A 20,596-nucleotide genomic window follows, 5' to 3' on the forward strand; every position below is an offset into this window, starting at 1 on the left:
GCCTTTTCAGTTTATCGGGAGTGCATCTGTGACTTATCAGCTTGTTGGCGAGCGCATCTTGTGTGGGGGCGCACGCTTTAGCGCTTTGAGCAACGGCTTAGTTCGCCTTGAGTGGTCGGCAAAGGGTCAATTTGAAGATAATTCCACAGTAACTGTCCTGACGCGACCGGAAGCGATACCCTTTACCAACGTCACCTTGACAGACGAGGGAGTGCTGCACCTGCATACCGAGTTGATGCAAATCGTCTATCAGCTAAGTGATGAACCCTTCAACGATGCAAACCTGCAAATCCACTGGACTTGTGGAACCGAGTCGGGCACTTGGACACCCTCAACAGTTGATAATGAAAACCTCGGCGGAACTGTAGCAAGCCTCGACCTCATCCACCGCAACTTTCAACCCCAAGGTGTTCATCCCGCTTCGGTTTCTCAAAAGTATCCCTATACAAATGAATGGCTCTACACTCCTTTAAAAGCAGCCCATCGGCATTTACGAGATCGCGGTGAAACGACCCGGTTTGAAGAACCGCCCCTTTGGTACCTCGATGCTTACCGTCATGCTGACCTTCCTGACTCTGTCCAAGAGTGCTTGAAACAATGGCATCGCTTCCCTCCAGGAGTGCTTAGCCTCAGTGGTTATAGCATTCTTGATGATTCAACCAGCGCCACAATTAAGGATAGCTGGCTTGCCCAACGTTCCGACCCTGATTGTCAAGATTGGTACTTCTTTGCCTACGGTCGAGACTACCCACAGGCACTTTCTAACTTTGTACAACTGTATGGGCGTATTCCCATGCTGCCGCGTTGGGCGTTTGGTGTTTGGTTCTCGCTCTATGACCAAATGCACGATGACGATTACCGCCAACTCGTTAAGCACTTTAATGAACTAGAACTACCCCTAGATGTCTTAGTTCTCGATGTCGATTGGCACCTTTCCGGTTGGTGTGGTTGGGACTGGAATCACGATTTTTTTCCAAACCCAAGAGCCTTTCTTGAGTGGGCGCATGATACAGGCTTGCATATCGGTGCTAATGTCCATGTTGAAGGAGTATCACCCACAGAGAGCCAATTTCAATCTCTGTGTGAACGACGAGGACTTGACCCTGCCGAAGTTAGAGCGGGTGAGGTATTCGCGCTGAAGAACCCGACGGCTGGCTGGTTTTTTGAGTCTTGGCAACCCGACGACCAACAACCCAATAATCCAATCAACGCTGATTCTGAAGAAGGGTGGTTGCTGTTCAATCTAGCGTCTCAATCCGAGGCAGATTTGTTCATGCAGGTGTTGCACAGTCCTCGCGAAGAGGATGGTATCGACTTTTGGTGGATTGATGGCGCCAACGCACCTTACCCTGGTGTCAACTCCCAATTGTGGACAAACCACGTTTATTTCACGCACTTAGAAGCGCAGCACAATCGTCGCCCTCTGATTCTCTCCCGTACAGGTGGCATTGGTTCACATCGCTATCCCGTACAGTTCTCGGCTGATACCTACTCACACTGGGAAGTCCTCCGATTCCTGGTAGATTTCACAACAAGAGCGGGCAATGTTGGAGTAAACTATTGGTCGCATGACTTAGGGGGATTCTTCGGTCATGTCCCTGGTGTTCCAATTATTGACCCAGAACTCTTTGTCCGTTGGGTACAATTTGGCTGCTTTTGTCCGATTGTCCGGCTACATTCCGATCATGGTCGGCGTGAACCTTGGAATTACGGACGCTGGGTGCAGGATGCCGTGCGTAAGGCGTTGCAGCTACGGCTCCAACTTGTACCCTATCTGTATCACTTCAGCCGAGTTAACTATGATACGGGGCTTCCCTTATGCCGTTCTCTGTACCTTGCGTATCCTGAGGACAAAGAAGCCTACCAAGTGCCAACACAGTTTTTACTGGGTGAACAATTACTTGTCGCTCCCGTGGTTGAGGCGGGAGGCTACCGCTCAGTTTACTTACCTGCTGGAGGTTGGTGGGAGCGTTCTACGGGTAACTATTACTTAGAATCTCAGCATTTGAACTTGTACGCACCTCTCGATCAGGTGCCAGTATTTGTCCGTGCTGGAGCAATTCTGCCACTAGCGGAAGTTTCCCTCCGAGTGGGAACTGCCCCACCAACGACTCTCATCCTGGAAGTCTATGCAGGAGCAGATGGAGAACTTGACTTGTATGAGGATGACGGTGAAAGTGCAACCTACCGCACTGATGCGGGTAGCCGCCGCCTATTTACGCAACGTTGTGAAGGCGATCGCTTTTTTCTCACTTGTGAGCCAGTCCGAGGTCGCTACCAGGGAATGCCTGATGAGCGAAGCTTCCAAATTCTTTGGAGGGGATTAGTGGCAGTGAGTCACGTTGAGGTAACTGGTGTGACTATCAGTGAGCAGCATTGGCTAGGGGAAGTTTTGTCACTAACTCTTACCACGGTACCCCAAACCGCTTCTTGGCAGATTGTGGTGACACCTCAAGCAGTTATGTAGCAATTACTCCAAAAGTTTTTCTATTTTTGGGTTGCTGCCTGTCACTCGCCTGTTGTCAGTTGTTCTTTGCTGCTATCCATATCATAGGGTTGCTTAAAAACCGAATCCGGGTCGTTATCAGGTTCGTTATTCGTATCAGGTTTTGGTTGGTTCTCCTTGGTAGAAAAACCAATGAATACGGAAAGACCAAGAATAACAATTGCGACGATTTCCATTTTTGAGTTTTGATGATTAGTACTTCAACAGTGGTAAGACTTGGGCAAGCTAGAGAAACGTCAATAAGTAACGCTAAGATTAGCGAATGCTTGCCAATTATTAGGTTTAGTCCAAGTCTTAAAAAGCTTCTGAAGGAAGAAAAACAAAAGGAGAGTAGGTGAACGTTAATTGTCAACTCACTCTGCTACTAACTACATAGACTGTACACCTTTTCTGGGAAATACAACAACTCTTCTAGTTCTACTGAGGTTTTATTTAGAATTAATTAAACATATTTTTATTGGGAACAATCAATAGTGCTGAAGAGTCAGTATGTAAGGCTAGAGCATCAGTCTAGGAGTTTTTACTCAGTTATTTCTTATATTTAAGTAGACTTAGTGATTAAGAGGCAATTCCCTACAGCTCAATTGCTACTAACAGTAATATCAAGTCGCTGTATAACTACATTACATATAACAGAGGCACGAAATGTCGTGCCCTGGTTTGCAAGGATAAAGCTAAACAGCAAAATACTAATGCTATCAGCCCAACCTTGCTTATTGACTTTTCATTCTAGTTCTAGCTCAATTTAAACCCAAGAAAGCTAAGCCATTTGCTGCTTTGTGTTATTAGCGTAAGCAGCTCTTTTCCTAGCCCTTAAGCGTAAGAGCAATTTTAATGTCTCTTCCTTCGAGAGGTCGTGGGAATCAGCTACTTGTAGAATGCTAGCGACTTCCTCTTGAGTTAATGCATCTGGATTGTGTTTATGGCGTATAGGAAATAGGTTTCCATCGTCATGGTCTTCAATCTCTTTCATCTTTTCCACCCAACTCCTTATATTTAAATGATAAGGAATTCTTATTGTGTTAGGCGTTACACTATGCAACTAGCGCAAATGACTATCAGTTATGCATATTTTTTGAGTAATTCTTACTGTTAATAGAGTTTTTGAGTGGACAATCTACGAACTGGCACAAGTAGCTTTTGTCCCACGTTAATACTCAACCCTTCAGCAACACGATCGCATCCACTCAGCCAAACTGGGCGATCGCATTTTTATCTGGGTTGGCATTCGAGAGAGTGCGATCGCTCTTGCGATTAAGCTACAGGCGAACTCTGTACAGTAGCTCGACTCTTCCGGCGAGACGCTTGTTGAATTTTTCTCGCTGGACTAGACAGCCACGCTAATCCCAGTAGAATTCCATTAATTGCAAACGCTAACACAGCCACCGCGATCGCACCTGCCCAAATCTTGTCTGGGCGCCCTTGGGAAACGCCATCAAATAGCAGCACTCCCAATCCACCCGCCCCAAACTTAGCTCCAATTGCAGCAATTGCGATCGCCACAATCGTTGCTAGACGCACTCCGGCTAAACAAATTGGTAAAATCAGTGGTACCTGTACCCGCCACCAGCGTTGCCAGGGATTCATCCCCATACCGCGTGCTGCTTCGATGATGGCGGGTTGAACTGATTGCAGTCCTACTGAGAAGTTCCTCACCAAAATCACTTGGGTATAGATAATCATCGCAACAACCACTGACTGGCGATTCAACCCAAAAAGTGGCACCAGTAGGATAATGAGCGCCAAACTTGGTATTGTATAGAGCGTTCCGAGGACTCCCAGCACTGGCACATTCAGCCAACGGTAACGAGTAACCAACAATGCTAAGGGTAATGCGATCGCGACAGAAATCAGCACCGCTAAACCCGTCATCTGTAGATGTTCCAGCAGATAACCAAAGACAGTTCCAGGATTTTTCAAGATGTAGCCCATGCCAATTTCTCGTTACTGGTTGAAGGTTTGGGATTATCTGGGCGCATCAATCCCAATGACTAAAAACCCCTTAAACACCTGCGCCCATACTCGCAGAATCACGAATATGTTCCAGGGTAAGGACACCGACAGCATTACCACCATCCAGTACAGTGAGTTTCTGGGCACCCGTTCGTAGGAGAAGCGAGAGGGCTTGACGTAAATTATCATGTCGTGCGATCGTATGCTCACTTCGAGGCTGGTGGTTTTGAGGCACATCAATCATCGCTGTCTCAACGCGCAGCAAACTCAACTGACGCACCATATCATCCGCCCCCACCAGTTCATGCACAAAAGCATTGGCTGGTCGTGTCAAGATATTAAACGGCGTATCAAACTGGACAATCTGACCTTTTTGCAAAATCATGATTTTGTCAGCCAGACGCAGTGCTTCCTCAACATCGTGGGAAACAAAGAGAATTGTTTTCTTGAGTTGACGCTGAAGACGCAAAATCTCATTTTGTAGAGTCTCACGAGTAATCGCATCAATTGCCCCAAATGGCTCATCCATCAACATCACCTTTGGGTCACCAGCCAAGGCGCGTGCCAAGCCAACTCGCTGTTGCTGACCACCAGATAGTTGGGACGGGTAACGGTTACGGTAATCTTGAGGTGGTAGCTCAATTAATGTCAGCAACTCATCAATTCGAGGCTGGTATTGTGTCCTAGACCAACCCAAAAGCTTCGGCACTACAGCAATATTCTCAGCAACAGTCATGTGAGGAAATAAGCCCGATTGCTGAATCACGTAGCCAATCTGTTGGCGTAACTTCGTGACTTTCATCTTGCGGATGTCTGTCCCGTCAAGGTAAATCGTCCCTGAGGTTGGCTCGTACAAACGATTGACCATTTTGAGAAGTGTTGTTTTCCCACACCCGGATGGCCCTAGAATTACGACCAATTCACCAGCTTCAACTTCACAAGTACAGCCATTGACCGCCGGATGGGACGCACCCGGAAATTTTAGGAACACTTCCTCAAAACGTATTGCACTCACTCGTTTTTCCTCAGCAGATAAGAGTTGTTAGTGTTGAAGGTGTCGAGTTTTGACAAAATACCTGGCAAGATGCTCTGTGCAGTGACTCTAGGTTAAGAATTTTTCAAGCTTTTAACGAGCTGAGCCATTCTTGCTAATTTTGGCTGATTCCATACATACTGCCATAGATCAGTCCTGAGTTTAGCTGTAGGTGAATAGTTTTTCTGGTGTGAAGGAACTAGTCGATATCTCATCCCTTCGTACATTTCATAGTCTATAACACTAGGAGAAGCAGCATAACGACTACCACTTTGGTATTGGCTAGGAAGATAATGAGCCGTTAGGGATTTTCTTGAGTAGCTGAGATTTCTAATGTCTAAAGAACCATGAATTGTTCTGGAATTCCAAAAGAGTACATCTCCTTTCTTTAATGCCGGAGCATAGATATCGCTTTGATGAGAAGATACATAGTCTTTTAGCTTTTGTACATAGGGAGCATTAGAAACTTTTTCCTCCGTTGTCAAGTCAAAATCAACTTGATTAGACTTTGGCAACACGTAGAATCGACCAGCGTCTTCATGAATGTCTTCTAAGGCAAACCAACCTGCCAATAAATGACCATTTGGAATAGAGTCGAGATAGTACCAATCCTGATGAGCTGGCGTAGCCGCGTTCAGGTCGAACAACATGGACTGCATTAGGTTATGTTCGGCACTCCCTGTTAGTTGAGTTAGTGCTTCCCTTACCTGAGACAAACAAAAGATTTGTCTTGCTGCTTCACAAAAGCCTGGATAGTCTGGGTAATCATGAACGTTGAGAAAAGACTCCTCACAATATCCATAGTACGTGCGTTTATTTCTTTCCCAGCGATTGCTAGATTGCCTAAAAAAATAGTTACTTGATTCTAATATTTGTGAATTGTATATATCTAAAATTTTGTCAACTAGGTCTTCTGGAACAAGCTTTTGAAAAATACAGAAACCATTCTCCTCATAAAATTCTTTTAGCTTGTTCATAAAATTAATCCTCTGAGTAGACGCTAAATTTAACTTGATGTCAATGAACCAGCTTGTCCTCAAAATGATTGAACACGTCCTGGCTTTATAGCGCCTCTATCAGAAGTAGTAAGTAATCTGCTTCCAATTAAATGTTGAATTTAACAAGTGAAGTCAAACCCTTTTCGGACTTAGCTCATATCTTCAATATCTTTTTTACTTTCCTACTCGCTCGCTTGAATAAGTTCGGATCATAGTCAAAGAGTGTTTTTTGGGTAAACTTATCGGCTTGCAAATCACGAACGACAAAAGGCGGATGTTTTAAAGGAAAACTCATGGCTTCTGTTGCCATCTTGTTGTAAGGACTTTTTTCGTCACTGGTATGAGTAGCGTCTGCATCATGACCAATATTAGTAATTAAGTTTTCTTGTGGAATGATGCATAAACCATTTTGAATCCAGCAGTTGAACATCCATTTAAAATCCCAGGCTGGTAGATGTCCATCATAAAGAAGCTGAACAGTTCTTGCCCAAACTTTTACAGCATAAGGGTCTTCTAATATATCTCTAATAAAATTCCCGTCTCGAACTTCTGGCCAAAGTTTAACGTCGGCATCAAAGTGCTGCCATGACCTTCTCCAGCTTGCCCATCCCCAACAAAGTGTAAAGCGAGAGAAGTAGTAGCTGTAGTCTGTTCGCTTTCGTCCAAATAAAACATTTTGTCCAGAGACGTTCATGATTCGTTGATCATGTCGATAACGCTCTAGTAGTTCTTCGCAATAGGGAAAAAATGTGGGATGGGGGACACAATCATCTTCTAGGATAATTGACTCTTCAACGGTATCAAACACCCAATTTAATCCCTTGATAATGCGGGGATCGCAACCCAAATTAGTATCTGAGTAGTCCTTGAAAACTTCACAATCCCAATCCACACGCTCTATAATTGCACGAGCCGCCGCGCACTTTTCCTCTTCACCCGGTCGCTCGGCACGGGGACCGTCAGCAATGACTAATAGCTTAGGTGGTTTGGCTTCGCGAATGACCTCAAACACCTTCTCCGTCTGATTAGGTCGGTTGAAGATAATTAAGGTAACAGGGGTTTTCATTGTTGATTAGCTGGGAATCCTGGCTGTCTATAAGGTTAATCGGCAAGAAGCCTTCTATTTTAAAGTATTGCCATACACCCCGATCATTAGCGGCTGACCGCTTGCTTCAACGATACGCCTAATGCCCGATCGCTTTTTTTCGCATATTCTCCAAAGAAGACAGGTTCAGTTCCCTGAGAACTTGGAGGTTTGCTTGAGTTCTTGATAAACAGACTCGTAGCGACGCGCTTGTATTTCTAAGGTAAATTCTTGTTCGGCTTTTTCGCGGGCGCGATCGCATAATTTTTGGTGACGTTCTTGATTCTCAATCACCCAAGCAATTCCTTGAGCTAAATCGTCTATTTGGTAAGGTTGAGCAAGATAGCCATTGACCTGATGTTCGATCATCTCAGACATACCGCCGATGTTGAAAGCCACACAAGGGGTGCCACAGGCGAGCGCTTCCATTACAGTATTGGGTAAGTTGTCTTGAAGGGACGGTGCAACAAAGACATCGGCAGCCGCATAGACTAGCGCCAAAGAGATTTCATCGCTGAGTTTACCCAAATAATGAGACGTGAATCCCAGTTCAATCGGTTCTGTCGGCTCAGATGCCCCAAAAACCGCGAGTTCAATTCTGTCTTGCCATCCAGACTGACTTAGGCTTTGCAATGCTGGTTGAAGCAGATGAAATCCTTTGCGGCGAGCGCTACTAGCATACATGGCTCCAAACAAAACCAGATATTTGTCTTGAGGTAAATTTAAGAGTTCTCGCGCCATCTGTCGCTGTATAGGCTTGTACTTTCGTGTATCAAGTCCATTGGGAATCACCTCGACGCGCAGATTCTTGAAAAGAGAACTGGAACTCGCACACTTTGCCAACCAGGAACTAGGAGTAACGATTGTTAAATTCAAATCCTTCCAAGCTTTGGCTTTGCGCTGCCAGATCCAGCGTGATAAATCCCCGTTTCGATCGCTGTGTAGTATGGGACATGCCCCGCAGGAATCCGTATAGCGATCGCACTCTTGACTATAGTGACACCCGCCTGTGAACGGCCACATATCATGAAGCGTCCAAACCAAGGGTTGAGTAAACTTAGCCAAGGTTTCGATTTTTAGGAATCCATTGCATACCCAATGCAGATTAATGATATCTGGATTGTGTTGAGCGACTTTTGAGGCGATCGCATCGGGGAGTAACTCAGGGGAAAAGTCACCTGCGTCGCGCTGACGATAAAACTGTAACGGTAATCTATCTAGATACTCAGTCAGTTTTAACTTCAAAATGACCTTTTCTAAGCTACTTCTTGGAGCCAGAACGGTTTTATCATCACCAGACTTGAACTGCACTAAAACCTGAGAGTCTACACCCATCTTCCATAAACCCTGGCTCAATCGTAAAGCAGCTCGACCAGCCCCACCATCATCAGAATTACTAAGATGCAAAACCTTAATCATGAATAGCTTTATTTAGTATTTTTAATATTTAATACTTGTGACGAAATTAATACTCTTAAATTATCCATATTTTATAGGTTTTATTATATTTTTAATTTTCCTTTGTACTCGCTTGAATAGCCGAGGGTGATAATTAAATAAAATGTTTTCTGTAAAATCATCAGCTTGCTGATTACGAACAATAAAAGGTGGATGTTCTAAAGGAAAATCTATTGCTTCGGCTAGCATATTACTAAAGGGACTACTTTCATCATTGGTATGGGTTGCCTCTGAACCATGACCAATATTGGAAACTAAATTTGCATTCGCAATAATATTAAGACCATTTTGAACCCAGCAAGCAAAGGTAAATTGGTAATCCCAAGTATTGTGGCATTTTTCATAAGCTGACTGAAAAATATTTGTCCAACTTTTTGTAGCGTCAGGGTCTACTAATATATCCTTAAGGAGATTATTATCACGAATTTCTAACCAAAGTTTCATGTCAAAATCGTAGTATTGCCAAGCTCGTCTCCAAGTTGCCCATCCCCAACAATGGTTGTAGCGAGAGAAGTAGTAGCTATAACCAGTTCGCTGCTGTCCAAATTGGACATTTTGCCCAGATATCGACATTATCCGTTCATCGTGACGATAACGCTCCAACAATTCTTCACAAAAGCGAAAAAATGTAGGATGTGGAACACAGTCATCTTCCAAAATAATTGCCTCTTCAACTATTTCAAATACCCAATCCAAGCCTGTTGATGGACGCAGACCGCAACCCAAATTAATTTCAGAGTAGTTTTTTAAAACTTGGCAATTCCAATCCACACGCTCTATAATTGCACGAGCCGCCGCACACTTTTGGTCTTCACCAGGCTTATCTGCACGGGGACCATCTGCAATCACTAAGAGTAAAGGTGGTTTAGCTTGACGAATTTTCTCGAACACCTTTTCTGTCGTATCAGGTCTATTGAAAATCATCAAGACTACAGGCGTTTTTAAGTCCCAATTAGCCATACATATTTCGTCCTAAACTCTTTGGCAAGGGTGGCTTTGAGCCAAATTAAATATAGCAGCATAACTTGTATGATGCTCAATACTGCTTGCTAAACCTTCTCTAAAAAATCTTGGTTTAAAAAAATTACGCAACCCCAGCAGCTTTCATAACTTTGGATAATGAGTCTACGTTTACAAAAATATCTTCTCCCGATAAATGAGGATCTACTCCTTCAGGCGGACTTTGTCCTTCACCAAGTAAGTAGTAGTAGTCCAAGTTAACTTGATTAGCCAATGCCCAATAACAAACATTCACGTACTTAGGTGAAAAGAATTCAATTATTTTTGTTCCTGGTTGGCAGAATACTGTATTAGTAAGTCCCGCACCATGGGGTGCAACAATCACCTTTGCTGAATGAAAAAGCGCGGCTTGTTCAGCTACCGTTAGAGACTCTAGTGCTACGGTTTGAAATCCTAGTTGGTTTAAAAAACCTGCTACCTCAGCTTCATTAATCACCTGACGATAGCTGGCAGTAGCCCGACTAATGTAAATATGTTCTGGTTTATCAACATTAGGAAGTATTGTTCCTAGCTGAGCTGTATTTAAAAAGTTTTCCCTGAGAAAATCACAAACCCAAAGCGGAGGATTTCCAGGCAAGCTTGGTAGAGAAGGGGCTACTAGCTTATCTGCTTTTATATGTTGGTTCTTAGAGCTTTCAACAATCTTACTAGGTGAAATACCTAAAGTTGTTAGGGTTTCCTTCTGAAAAGGAGAATTGTAACTATTAACAATAAAGTTGTCTATACTATCTAAGGCAATACCACTACGGCGTAGTAACTCGATGCGTGGTAGCAAATCTGTCATCCAATGGAAATAGATATTCGCTTTAGCTGAGGTAAGAACAGCGGCTATTCCTTCGATGGTATGTACAGGAGGTAACTTCCATTCAGTAAAAATTGAGTGATTATTCGGCAGCCTCCCAAACTCGATAGATAACTCAGATAAAAGACAATCATCTGCCGTAATGACAGCAGTATAATCAACAATCTTTCCCTTATTAACCCAAACTCGTCCTTGTGGAATTACCGCAACAAAGGAAGGAGATATTTCACGTTCATATTCAATCTTGAATTTCCAATGAGCCTCTTTATCCAAGGTTCCTGGTTTTGCTCGACGGATTAGATGAACTGGATAAATCTCTTGGTAGCTTCCTTGAGAGCTATTTTGAGGAAGCTCATTTGTTGCTAACCACTTCTGTGTTGACTCGTAAAATCCTTTTGGAGGCCCAATTACTTCTGAGCTAATAGGTAAAGTTTGGATTGGTTTAATCAATAAACCTTTTCCCGTTCTAATCGTGTCTTTAAAGATATACCAGTAAGGTCTGAGTACAGATTTAATTTTTTTGTTCACTTAACACACTCCTGTAAGAATAAACTCTGAATTGATTACATCTTCAATAGTTTTGATAAACATTTTTCATAGACAAACTTAAAAGTTGAATTTTAGATCATCTATTAAATAATCCAACCAAGGTAATTGCTTTTGTTTGATGGATAAAAATTTTCCTTGTTCTTGGATAAAAGGCTCCAACAGCATAAGCAGAAAGAATTTGTGCCACTACAGTAGCAAAGGCAGCTCCTAAGCCCCCATATTTATCAATAAGAAAATAGTTTAAAACAACATTAACAGCGGCTCCAACTGCTGTTGTTGCTGCAGAGAACTTCATTAATCCTTCTGTTGTTAACCAAATCTCCCTGGCTACTCCTAGAGATACAAACAAACCACACCAAATATGCACATTTAAGATTGCCCCAGCTTCGAGATAATATTCACCATAAATCAATGTAACAATTCGATCAGACAAAAATGTAACCGGAATAGCAACAACATAAGCCAATACAGTTACTACATTAAAAAGTTTTTGCATCCGCTCATAATAAACAGTCTCACCAATCTGCCTAGCTTGTACTATCGACGGAAATACAGAATTCACAATGGCTGCTGGTACGAAATACCATAACTCTGATATCTTTACCGCTGCTGAATAAATACCCACTGATTTATCGCCAACCATCTGTCCTAGCATAATCTGGTCAATACGCATATAGATCATAATGACTATGCCGGATAAAATGAGAGGCCAACTATCTTTAAGTAATAATTTTGCATACCTAAGGTTAACTTGCCATGCCTTGATCAAATTGCCTTGAAGTTGGTAAGTAATGACAAAACCAATAGCACTTAAGGCATATTCTGTAGCCATAGCGATCGCAAAAGCTACAAGTGGTGCTTTTGTCTGAATTAAAATCACTTTGACCACACTTATCACTACATAGGCAACGTTCCTCGCCCAAACTGAATATTTTGCCTGAACTTGCGACTGAAACCAGTAATCAATAATTTCAAAGGATTGGAAAACTGCACCTGCTGCAACAATTCCTACTAACCACCGAGTTTCTATATTGTTAGATGTAGCAGTTGGGGTGGAAATTGTAATTACTCCAACTGTTATAAATAACATCACAATACTGCCAATCAGCTTGAGTACAAAAGCCGTACCAAGAGTTTCATTTTTGCAAGATGAGTCACGCGCTAGGTTTCGTATAACAATGCTATCTAATCCGAGTTTGGCAAACGGACTAAATAATCCCACTAATGCAGTTGCATAGTTGAAGCGACCAAATTGCTCTGGACCCAAATAACGAGCAACCCAAACTCCAACTAGCAGACCCAAACCCATCTGCACAATCTTTTCTGTAAATAGCCAAGCTGTATTACCAAGAATCTGTCGTAGATTAGGAGTTAGCTTTTGACTAATGGCAGTGAGCTTCTTTAACATTAAAACGTTCAATCCATTACAAAGAGTAGGTTTTCAAAAATGGAATACACGTAGCCACTAAATCACATTAATCACTCTTTTGAATTTGCTTGGTAACTGTTTAGTTAACTCCTCAACGGTTCACACATGCTTAGTTTTAGGCTATGCTCTTTCCCGAAGTATCCAACGTTAATCTTACCGTCGTCACCACATACCAAAACCAAATACTGTTTGCTCCAAGAAGCCCTGTTTCAGTTAAATTAGTCATTAGAGTGTAGGTCAACAATAAAAGCGGTAGTCCAGCTTCCGGTAAGCGAGTCCGACCTAAATAAACAACTGCCTTGGCAATATTGTTGAAGAAGGATAAAGCATAGAGTGATACTCCCAACCAACCTAACTCTAGACCAAGGTCTAAAAAGCCATTGTGAGAATGAGGTGGTTGAAACTGGGTAGCGGCAACAATAATCCCACCACCTGGATCATCTGCTCCTCGCCACGGTTGCCAAAAGCCAGCGATTCCATACCCTAACAAGGGACTTTGATTGATTTTATCGACAATGATTGGCCAGAAGTCTGTCCGTCCCGTGAGAGTCAAATCTTTATTAAGAGTATCGACAACAATAAATTCTAGGTTTTCTGTAACTAGAATTGTTATACAAATACTCAAAATCATAAAAAGAATCACAGACACAAAAGCCCATTGTACTTTCAGCTTTTTAACAAATCCGAAGTATCCCCATAGGCTAATTAATACTACCATTAAAACTTTACTAGCACCGCTGCCTCCTTTTTGTAGTGCAATTAATGACAAAGCAAAAAAGCCAATAGAAAGGCGACGTTGCTTCGGTGAATAAACAGCGTGCATTAACCACAACATTGCGCTTTGAGCCATGAAAAAGGAAAACTGGTTCTTGTGTCCTAAGATACCGCTCCAGTTTGCACCTGGGTCTCCTTTTAAGGATTCAAGAAAGCTGAGAATGACGACAATTATGTTAATCCAACGCCACAATGGATAAATTTCTTGCCAAGAATATTGCTTGCCCAAGTAAATAGCAAATAATGAAACGACTAGATAAACAACGCTCGTCTTTAAGGTGAAAATTGGCGCGTTTGACCACAAACAAGATAGCTCAATCATTAAGAGCAGCAGAAACAAGAAAGGTTCTTTAACAATAAGATTTACTAAAACCTGAATTGAATCCTTCAGGGTATAACGAAGACGCGAAATTATAATAAAGAAACCAAGCCCATAAAGACCTATATTTCCCGCTATTGTAGGTAACGTTGTACTGGCAAGTGTTAAAACCTGAGGGTTGAGTTTGTTAAAGGGAAGGATGGAGGCACCTGTAGCACCAGATATACTAATAATAAAAGTACCAAAAAAAACTTTTTCTAAGTTTGAAGCGATTTTTTTGTTGGTTCCTGCATAATGAAAAATAACAAGAACATATATTAAGCTAATTACTACTAGGAAAATGATAACTAGTGGACTACTTAAAATTAGTTCTTTCATGCTTTTTGGCAGACTGTATTGCTTACCGAGACACTGTGGTTGCAGTTAAACAGAGAGAGCAAACTGGGCTTGATTTGGAAGGATTTCTGAAGGCTAGCGTCTCTTTTCAGGAAAGAGAAAAATGTGAGCTTCCTTACTATTGAGTTAGTCGTTTCTCTAACTATACCAATGGTGTATTTTTTGTATTTTTCAGTCAAGGTAAGTACTCATAAAGTCGTTACTCGATTGTGTGCGGATAATACAGACTATCTAGTGATTTAGTCAGAAGTTTTTATATCTTTAGATAGATGCCGTTGTCTTCAAGGCTTGTAAAACAATCGTTGTTGAGATAAATCATTGCCGATTAGAACAGAATTATCATCCGGTTACTTTACTTCTATATTTACCAGCTCAGAACTATAACTAAAAACAAGACATGATAAAGAACCCTGAATCTTACAGACTTTAGTTGTGGGAGGTATCAAGTTGAAGCAGGGTCAAGGTATGAGTACCAACCTATAGATGGTTTCTCCTTTTGTCTCCAACATTAGATATCAGTCTGTCCTACCCATGAAATTAAATCTCTGAGCTATGCTGGAATCGCGCTTTTGAGGGAAGGGAAAGTTAGCCAAATGAATTGGGTATTTGCAGGCTCAGTAACTGTTGAGAAGATGACCATTGCGATCGCTGATTTACCAGCATCGTTACAAGGTACAAAAATTGTACAGCTTTCGGATTTTCATTATGATGGCTTGCGGCTATCAGAAGGTCTGCTGGCTCAAGCGATTGAAGCGAGTAATCAAGCTGAACCTGATTTAGTCGTTATGACGGGCGACTACGTGACTGACGATCCATCTCCCGTGCATCAGCTCGTACAGCGGTTGAAGCACTTACAAAGCCGCGTGGGAGTCTATGCTGTACTGGGCAACCATGACCTTTGTTTTCACTCGTCAAAAGCACAAGTGACTGATGCTCTCACTAGTATCGGCGTAGAAGTTTTATGGAATGCGATCGCCTATCCCTTGGGGCCAGAATTACCCTTGGTCGGACTGGCTGATTTCTGGTCACGAGAATTCGATCCTGTCCCCGTGATGAACCAACTCAGCCCCCAGACACCTTGCATTGTCTTGTCTCACAATCCTGATAGTGCTGAACCTTTACAGCAATGGCGAGTGGATTTACAGTTGTCAGGTCATACCCACGGGGGTCAGATCATCATCCCAGGATTTGGACCAGCCCCACTTGTGTTTAAAGTACTTGAGCAATATCTTCCCAACTCAGTGCAGCGCCGGATACCTTACATGAAAGAGTGTGTCAGGGTAGTGAAGCATTGGGAATGGACGAAGGGGCTGCATCAGGTTGGACAAAACCAGTTGTATGTCAATCGCGGCTTAGGCACCTACCCACCAGGACGCTTATTTTGTCCACCAGAAGTTACAGTAATTACTCTGGCGCAAGCTTGAAAGAGGGGAGTATTTAGAATTTGACTAATTTACATAGGTAGAAACAGAAGACGCGGAGAGATTTTGTAGTGAAATGCTCCGCATCTCTGCATCAGTTTTAACCGTTCAATTCAACTTGATAGACTACTAAGCAATATATTGCTGTACTAGGAGAACGAGTTCAGATGCCCAGTATTCAGCCACTTGGGCATCTGCGGCTTCTACCATGACACGGATTAGGGGTTCAGTACCGGAAGCACGAACCAGAATCCGTCCTTGGTCTGCCATCGCTGTCTCAGCTTGAGTGATCGCATTTGTCAGAGCATCACACTGTTGCCACTGTAATCTGCGATCGCGGTCTTCGACTCGGACATTACATAGTAACTGCGGGTAAGTCTGGAAGCTTTGGTCTACTAACTGCGATAAAGAAGCACCTGATTGACGCACCAAAGATGCTATGTGTAGGGCTGTCTGTAGTCCATCCCCAGTGCTGCTGTAGTGATGGCAGAGGATATGCCCTGATTGCTCACCTCCTAGCATCGCTCCAGTGCGTAACATTTCTGCCTGAACATACTGGTCACCAACGGCAGTACGCACGAATTTACCACCCAACTGTTCCCAAGCCCTCTCAAAGCCTAGGTTTGCCATAACTGTTGCCACAATCAAATTATCAGGCAACTGATCGTTTTGGCGCAGGGTGTTGCCCCAGAGATAGAGAATGTAATCTCCATCGACCACACGTCCTGTTGCGTCCACTGCCATCACTCGGTCGGCATCACCATCAAACGCGAAGCCCATATCAGCAGAGTGCTTGCCTACAGCTTCCTTGAGGGGATTCAGGTGAGTCGAGCCACAATTAACATTAATGCGATCACCATCTGGCTCGTCATGCAAGCAAATTACATCTGCACCCATTTGGGTAAACACTTGCCCCGCCAGTTGTGCAGCAGCACCCCAAGCTGAATCCAGCACAATTCGCATCCCTCGTAAATCCGTTACAGATTCTAGAGGACACAGCAGGGATTCAACATAAGCCGCAACTAACTCGCGTCTATTGTAATGCTGTCCACAAGTATGAATGGGCATGGCGCTGCCTACCCCACTCCTCAAGCCTGCTTCAATCTGCTGTTGCAACGCTGATGGTAGCTTCGTACCTTCTGAACTAAAAAACTTAATTCCGTTATCCTCCGGAGGATTATGACTAGCAGAAATCATAATCCCACCAACAGCATTGGTAACGCTGCTGAGATAGGCAACACCAGGAGTTGGACATAGCCCTAAATTCCACACCTCTAACCCTGCCGATGTCAAACCAGCAGAAAGAGCCATTGCCAACATATCGCTTGAATTTCGAGAGTCCTGCCCTAAAATCACGGGTCCAGGTGCTGGTGCTGAGGCGAGTAGCACCTGACCTGCCCAAAACCCAACTTGTAACGCCAAATCAGCATTCAACAAGTCTCCTACTCGTCCCCGAATGCCATCGGTACCAAACAAGGGTGTTGCTGGTAGCGTTAAGGGTAGGCTCGCTAGACCAACATCCGTTGAAGAAGGCTGCTGACGACGGCGCGACAATTCAAAACGACGTAAGCCCTGAGTCCGGGCGGGGGATGTAACCATAACTCACTTTTCCTCACACAACACACTCACTGTGGAGGATAGCACTTTCTGCTCTAGAGTTCCCCTACTCACAGGAAGGAAATCTTGAGCCCTTCTTGCACTAGACTCTGAAGATAGCCATGCCCATTAGATGAGCATCTCTTTCAGGATTGGTGGTTAATAGCGCTAGATTCAAAGACCCATCAGTTACTGTAGTCGCGTAGAGACCATATTTCACCCACTTATTAACCTCCAGCTTCGCAATACCTTTGTCCACTGTTTGACCGCCCAAAATTACATCCATTTCATGGTGATTAGAAGCGTAGTTTTCCATAATCCATAAATAGACTTCATAGCTACCATTAGGCACGCTCTGACTAATTTCGAGTTTATGCCTTTTGCAAACCACAGTATTCAACATTTTTTTCATACCACGGTTGACACCTGGTTCAGGTTTTACCCCAGTTTCAGTAGCAATAGAATCAGGCATAGATAAGCCTTCGGCTAAAGCATGACTGTAAGCTATCCAAGGATATCCATCGACTGTAATCGCTTTACCGTTAAAGTTAATCCCTTTAACGAAGTCTCCTTTGGTAGGAAAAGCTGATAAATCTTTAGAACCGAAGAAACGATTAAAAAAAGTGGTAACTGTCTGCATACTTTAGCTCTTAGTAAGTTTCAGAAAACTAAACTTTGACTAAGTTAGCAATTTCCTAGAAGAAAAACCCGTAAATTAGCCTGTCTTAATAGATATAGTCTTATTGAGGCGATCACTTTCCTCTAGCCATAACAATTAGACCACTGTAAAGTCTATCAGCTCTTGGCTAAAAACTTTACAGCGGCTTTCTACCTATGGAAACTATTATAAACTTTCTTCAACGCTGGAAATATTTATACTCTATCCTGAACTCTTGTGTACCCAAATAGAGAGGCAAATTTGAGGCGATTTATGAGCTAGCTAAAGTATTGAGGAGGCAGCTTTTCTCGATTCTAAATTCTATTGACCAAACTTTGCCCTCGGTATCACCTTCTTACTAGCAGAGGATGAGATAGCGCTTAACTCTTGTTACTCAAATCTCGTCCAAGCTATTAAATCCAGAACTGTTGAGTAGCTGATAAACTGTCATTCCTCCCCAGAACAAACCACTGCAAATCTGAATGACTACCAAGATGGGGATAGCAAACACTGCTACGCCTAAACTACAAAGTGCGATCGCTGCTCGTTCTGATAAGATGCCTGACTGCGACTTGACATCTGAGATAACTTGGTGGCTTGCAGAGACGTTGACGTTGTTTAGTGCAATCATCTTGGCTTCGGCTCTCATCGAGTGCTACTTGTTTAATTACTCATAATTATGCCGAGCGGCAGAGGAGCTTTCATCAAGAGATAATGTATTTTACTTCTGCCTGTATAAAGTTTTCGTAAATTTACCTCTAAATATGGTAAATGAGCCTTCTTCTTGAGCCGGAGCGCAAGAGAGTGCATCAAGGCGAAAGTTTCTGACCACTTCGCTACCTAGCTACTGGCGTAATCTGTCACACCTGCAAAATCAATAAAACGACTCTAGGTATGATCACAACATAGCCACTACTTATCCTTCTGGTAACCAAAACTTAACGGATATCAGGAAGGGCAGACTAAAAGCGAGATTGCTTTTCCAATGTACAGTTCAAAGAACAAAAAACACCCTTTTGACTATCAAGGGGTTTATCCCTGTCCCGTCTGTCGCTTAAACCAGCTCAAAGCGATGCCGTTAATGGACGCGATGGCTTGTGATTGCTGTCGTCATATTTTTACGGCTGATCTAGAACGACAGCTCATCAAAATGCCAGCTAGGCAACCGCCTCTAATCTGGCTTTGGAATGGCAGAAATTGGACGGGCGCACATCTAGAGGGAGTTGAATGGGGATGGGCTTACTGGCTATTCGCCATAGGCTTTGTCGTGCTGCCTACCACCTTGATTGGTTTATCCGCATACACTTTTCCCCCATCTCCTGGTAGTCGGTTGGCTTGGCTTCCAGCCGCTTGGACTGGATTAACGTTCTTATCCCATTTAGCGATTATTGGCTGGCTGGTGATTGAGTTTTATCAGTTCCCAGTTTGGGCGTACTTAAGAGTGAGGCGACAGCAGCTATTTAGTCGCTAAAACTTGCTTGGAAGTGGAACGTACAGACTAGAGAAGCGCGATCGCTGCTTATTCAATTCATAAGACGGTGATTCGTTTCAATATAACTTAGGTTTTGCAACGATTTGCAACGGATTTCTATATTGCTGGAACCTCATAACACCATTTGAGTTTGATTTTTACTGGTGTTTGAGGTATGCAAGATGACTACATAGGTTTTCTGATTAGGTGCATCCGTCTAAAGTGGTAGATGGTGATACTAATAGGGCAGGAAACTATGTTGGGGACTGACACTATTGATGAAATGACCCTGAAGAGACTATGGGGAGCTGAGCTAAATCAGCTTAAGCCGGAAGTGAAGGCAATTATCCTTTCCGCTTTGAGGAAGGCTAGAGAGAGAAGGGAGCAGAATCAGACCCCAGCGAGCGAGTGTCAGACCAGAGCTTCTAATCCGCAAGGGCAACATCAAGAGCAAGCTAGCACCTAGAGGTACTTATGTAGAAAGTCAGTGTCCTGAGGAGCTAAAGATGCCATTTTCTTAATAATTAAGTGGAAATCTTCCACGACACTCGCTGAATTCTCTGGAGTCAAAACAGGGACGTGGACAAAAATACAGCAGGTGTGCAGGCGACGCGATGTGCGGTAGAACCGCCTGCGGCATCGCAAATAGCTCAAGACCTCGTAGTACAGTCCTTCACAAACAAATTTACCTGCATCGTGACTAATCTCTGTACCAACTAACTCAGCTACTAATTTCTCCAAATCCACTGATGTTTTAAGTAAGTCATCGTTGCACGTTGCACAAGATTCCACTGTTAATTTTGTGCGGCACTCTGCCATACCACAGCAAATGATGACATCTGGTTGTAGTTCCTCAATTTTGTCAATTACGCAGCGGCTGGCTTTGGGAACATCAACGGGTAACTGTCTCAATAAAGTTAAGGCAGGAGAGAGAATATTTAACTGAGCAATTTCTTCTAATAAATCATCCGAAGCGTTAGATCTCTGATGCGGTAACCAAGTTTGAAAAGAGGTTAGGAGAATTTTTCCGTTCATAAGCTACCGTATATACACAAGTTTTACTGCTCACGGTCGAGATTGATAAGCCCCCTCGCATCCCCCAATTCTGGGGGACTTTGCTCGGTTGGAA

At 43.2% G+C, this 20,596-nt stretch carries 19 protein-coding genes; 4 read left to right on the plus strand and 15 right to left on the minus strand.

Features of this window, described 5'->3' with window-relative positions; all coding sequences use genetic code 11:
* The first annotated feature begins 28 nt into the window (after positions 1-28).
* Positions 29-2,467, plus strand: coding sequence for a TIM-barrel domain-containing protein (locus AC5JL3_RS08620; protein ID WP_496074096.1), 2,439 nt, complete (start codon positions 29-31; stop codon positions 2,465-2,467).
* Between the two features lie 41 nt (positions 2,468-2,508).
* On the opposite strand, the gene AC5JL3_RS08625 is transcribed toward AC5JL3_RS08620, so the two are convergent.
* Both AC5JL3_RS08625 and AC5JL3_RS08630 read right to left on the minus strand, forming a co-directional pair.
* Positions 2,509-2,682, minus strand: a complete 174-nt coding sequence (locus AC5JL3_RS08625) for a hypothetical protein (protein WP_496074097.1) — start codon at positions 2,680-2,682, stop codon at positions 2,509-2,511.
* Positions 2,683-3,266: 584 nt separating this feature from the next.
* Positions 3,267-3,479, minus strand: a complete 213-nt coding sequence (locus AC5JL3_RS08630; RefSeq protein ID WP_496074098.1) for a hypothetical protein — start codon at positions 3,477-3,479, stop codon at positions 3,267-3,269.
* 135 nt (positions 3,480-3,614) lie between these two features.
* Here AC5JL3_RS08630 and AC5JL3_RS08635 point away from each other — a divergent pair, with 135 nt between their 5' ends.
* Complete coding sequence (locus tag AC5JL3_RS08635) at positions 3,615-3,764, plus strand: hypothetical protein (protein ID WP_496074099.1); 150 nt, start codon at positions 3,615-3,617, stop codon at positions 3,762-3,764.
* On the opposite strand, the gene AC5JL3_RS08640 is transcribed toward AC5JL3_RS08635, so the two are convergent.
* From AC5JL3_RS08640 to AC5JL3_RS08680, 9 genes are all read right to left on the minus strand, one after another.
* Positions 3,761-4,438 carry an ABC transporter permease gene (locus tag AC5JL3_RS08640; RefSeq protein ID WP_496074100.1) on the minus strand — a complete coding sequence of 226 codons (678 nt, stop codon included), beginning with the start codon at positions 4,436-4,438 and terminating at the stop codon, positions 3,761-3,763. The two genes, AC5JL3_RS08635 and AC5JL3_RS08640, sit on opposite strands and share 4 nt — an antisense overlap.
* 70 nt (positions 4,439-4,508) lie before the next feature.
* Complete coding sequence (locus tag AC5JL3_RS08645) at positions 4,509-5,474, minus strand: ABC transporter ATP-binding protein (protein WP_496074101.1); 966 nt, start codon at positions 5,472-5,474, stop codon at positions 4,509-4,511.
* Between the two features lie 92 nt (positions 5,475-5,566).
* A complete protein-coding gene (locus AC5JL3_RS08650) occupies positions 5,567-6,469 on the minus strand; it encodes a phytanoyl-CoA dioxygenase family protein (RefSeq protein WP_496074102.1) in 903 nt (300 codons plus the stop codon).
* Positions 6,470-6,644: 175 nt separating this feature from the next.
* The gene (locus tag AC5JL3_RS08655) at positions 6,645-7,556 is read right to left on the minus strand and encodes a glycosyltransferase family 2 protein (protein WP_496074103.1); all 912 of its coding nucleotides are present in this window, start codon (positions 7,554-7,556) and stop codon (positions 6,645-6,647) included.
* Positions 7,557-7,721: 165 nt separating this feature from the next.
* The gene (locus AC5JL3_RS08660; protein ID WP_496074134.1) at positions 7,722-8,990 is read right to left on the minus strand and encodes a glycosyltransferase family 4 protein; all 1,269 of its coding nucleotides are present in this window, start codon (positions 8,988-8,990) and stop codon (positions 7,722-7,724) included.
* A gap of 63 nt (positions 8,991-9,053) precedes the next feature.
* Complete coding sequence (locus AC5JL3_RS08665; protein ID WP_496074104.1) at positions 9,054-9,992, minus strand: glycosyltransferase family 2 protein; 939 nt, start codon at positions 9,990-9,992, stop codon at positions 9,054-9,056.
* Positions 9,993-10,116: 124 nt separating this feature from the next.
* Complete coding sequence (locus tag AC5JL3_RS08670; protein WP_496074105.1) at positions 10,117-11,127, minus strand: glycosyltransferase family 61 protein; 1,011 nt, start codon at positions 11,125-11,127, stop codon at positions 10,117-10,119.
* A 352-nt stretch (positions 11,128-11,479) separates the two neighbouring features.
* The gene (locus AC5JL3_RS08675; RefSeq protein ID WP_496074106.1) at positions 11,480-12,811 is read right to left on the minus strand and encodes a flippase; all 1,332 of its coding nucleotides are present in this window, start codon (positions 12,809-12,811) and stop codon (positions 11,480-11,482) included.
* A 136-nt stretch (positions 12,812-12,947) separates the two neighbouring features.
* Positions 12,948-14,303 (minus strand): O-antigen ligase family protein, encoded by a 1,356-nt coding sequence (locus tag AC5JL3_RS08680; protein WP_496074107.1) that lies wholly within the window; start codon positions 14,301-14,303, stop codon positions 12,948-12,950.
* Between the two features lie 611 nt (positions 14,304-14,914).
* Here AC5JL3_RS08680 and AC5JL3_RS08685 point away from each other — a divergent pair.
* Positions 14,915-15,745, plus strand: a complete 831-nt coding sequence (locus AC5JL3_RS08685; protein WP_496074108.1) for a metallophosphoesterase — start codon at positions 14,915-14,917, stop codon at positions 15,743-15,745.
* 126 nt (positions 15,746-15,871) lie between these two features.
* Here AC5JL3_RS08685 and glmM read toward each other — a convergent pair whose 3' ends face one another.
* The 3 genes from glmM to AC5JL3_RS08700 all read right to left on the minus strand — a co-directional run bounded on the left by glmM (position 15,872) and on the right by AC5JL3_RS08700 (position 18,627).
* On the minus strand, positions 15,872-17,341 hold the full coding sequence (gene glmM / locus AC5JL3_RS08690; RefSeq protein ID WP_496074109.1) for a phosphoglucosamine mutase: 1,470 nt from the start codon (positions 17,339-17,341) through the stop codon (positions 15,872-15,874).
* Between the two features lie 100 nt (positions 17,342-17,441).
* The gene (locus AC5JL3_RS08695; protein WP_496074110.1) at positions 17,442-17,978 is read right to left on the minus strand and encodes a hypothetical protein; all 537 of its coding nucleotides are present in this window, start codon (positions 17,976-17,978) and stop codon (positions 17,442-17,444) included.
* 412 nt (positions 17,979-18,390) lie between these two features.
* Positions 18,391-18,627: a hypothetical protein gene (locus AC5JL3_RS08700; RefSeq protein WP_496074111.1), complete on the minus strand. Its 237-nt coding sequence runs from the start codon at positions 18,625-18,627 to the stop codon at positions 18,391-18,393.
* Between the two features lie 354 nt (positions 18,628-18,981).
* On the opposite strand from AC5JL3_RS08700, the gene AC5JL3_RS08705 reads away from it, so the two are divergent.
* The gene (locus AC5JL3_RS08705) at positions 18,982-19,467 is read left to right on the plus strand and encodes a hypothetical protein (RefSeq protein WP_496074112.1); all 486 of its coding nucleotides are present in this window, start codon (positions 18,982-18,984) and stop codon (positions 19,465-19,467) included.
* A gap of 462 nt (positions 19,468-19,929) precedes the next feature.
* Here the strand turns inward: AC5JL3_RS08705 and AC5JL3_RS08710 are convergent, their stop codons facing one another.
* Positions 19,930-20,502 (minus strand): pyroglutamyl-peptidase I family protein, encoded by a 573-nt coding sequence (locus AC5JL3_RS08710; RefSeq protein ID WP_496074113.1) that lies wholly within the window; start codon positions 20,500-20,502, stop codon positions 19,930-19,932.
* Positions 20,503-20,596 lie beyond the last annotated feature (94 nt).

This window comes from Symplocastrum torsivum (assembly GCF_059505465.1).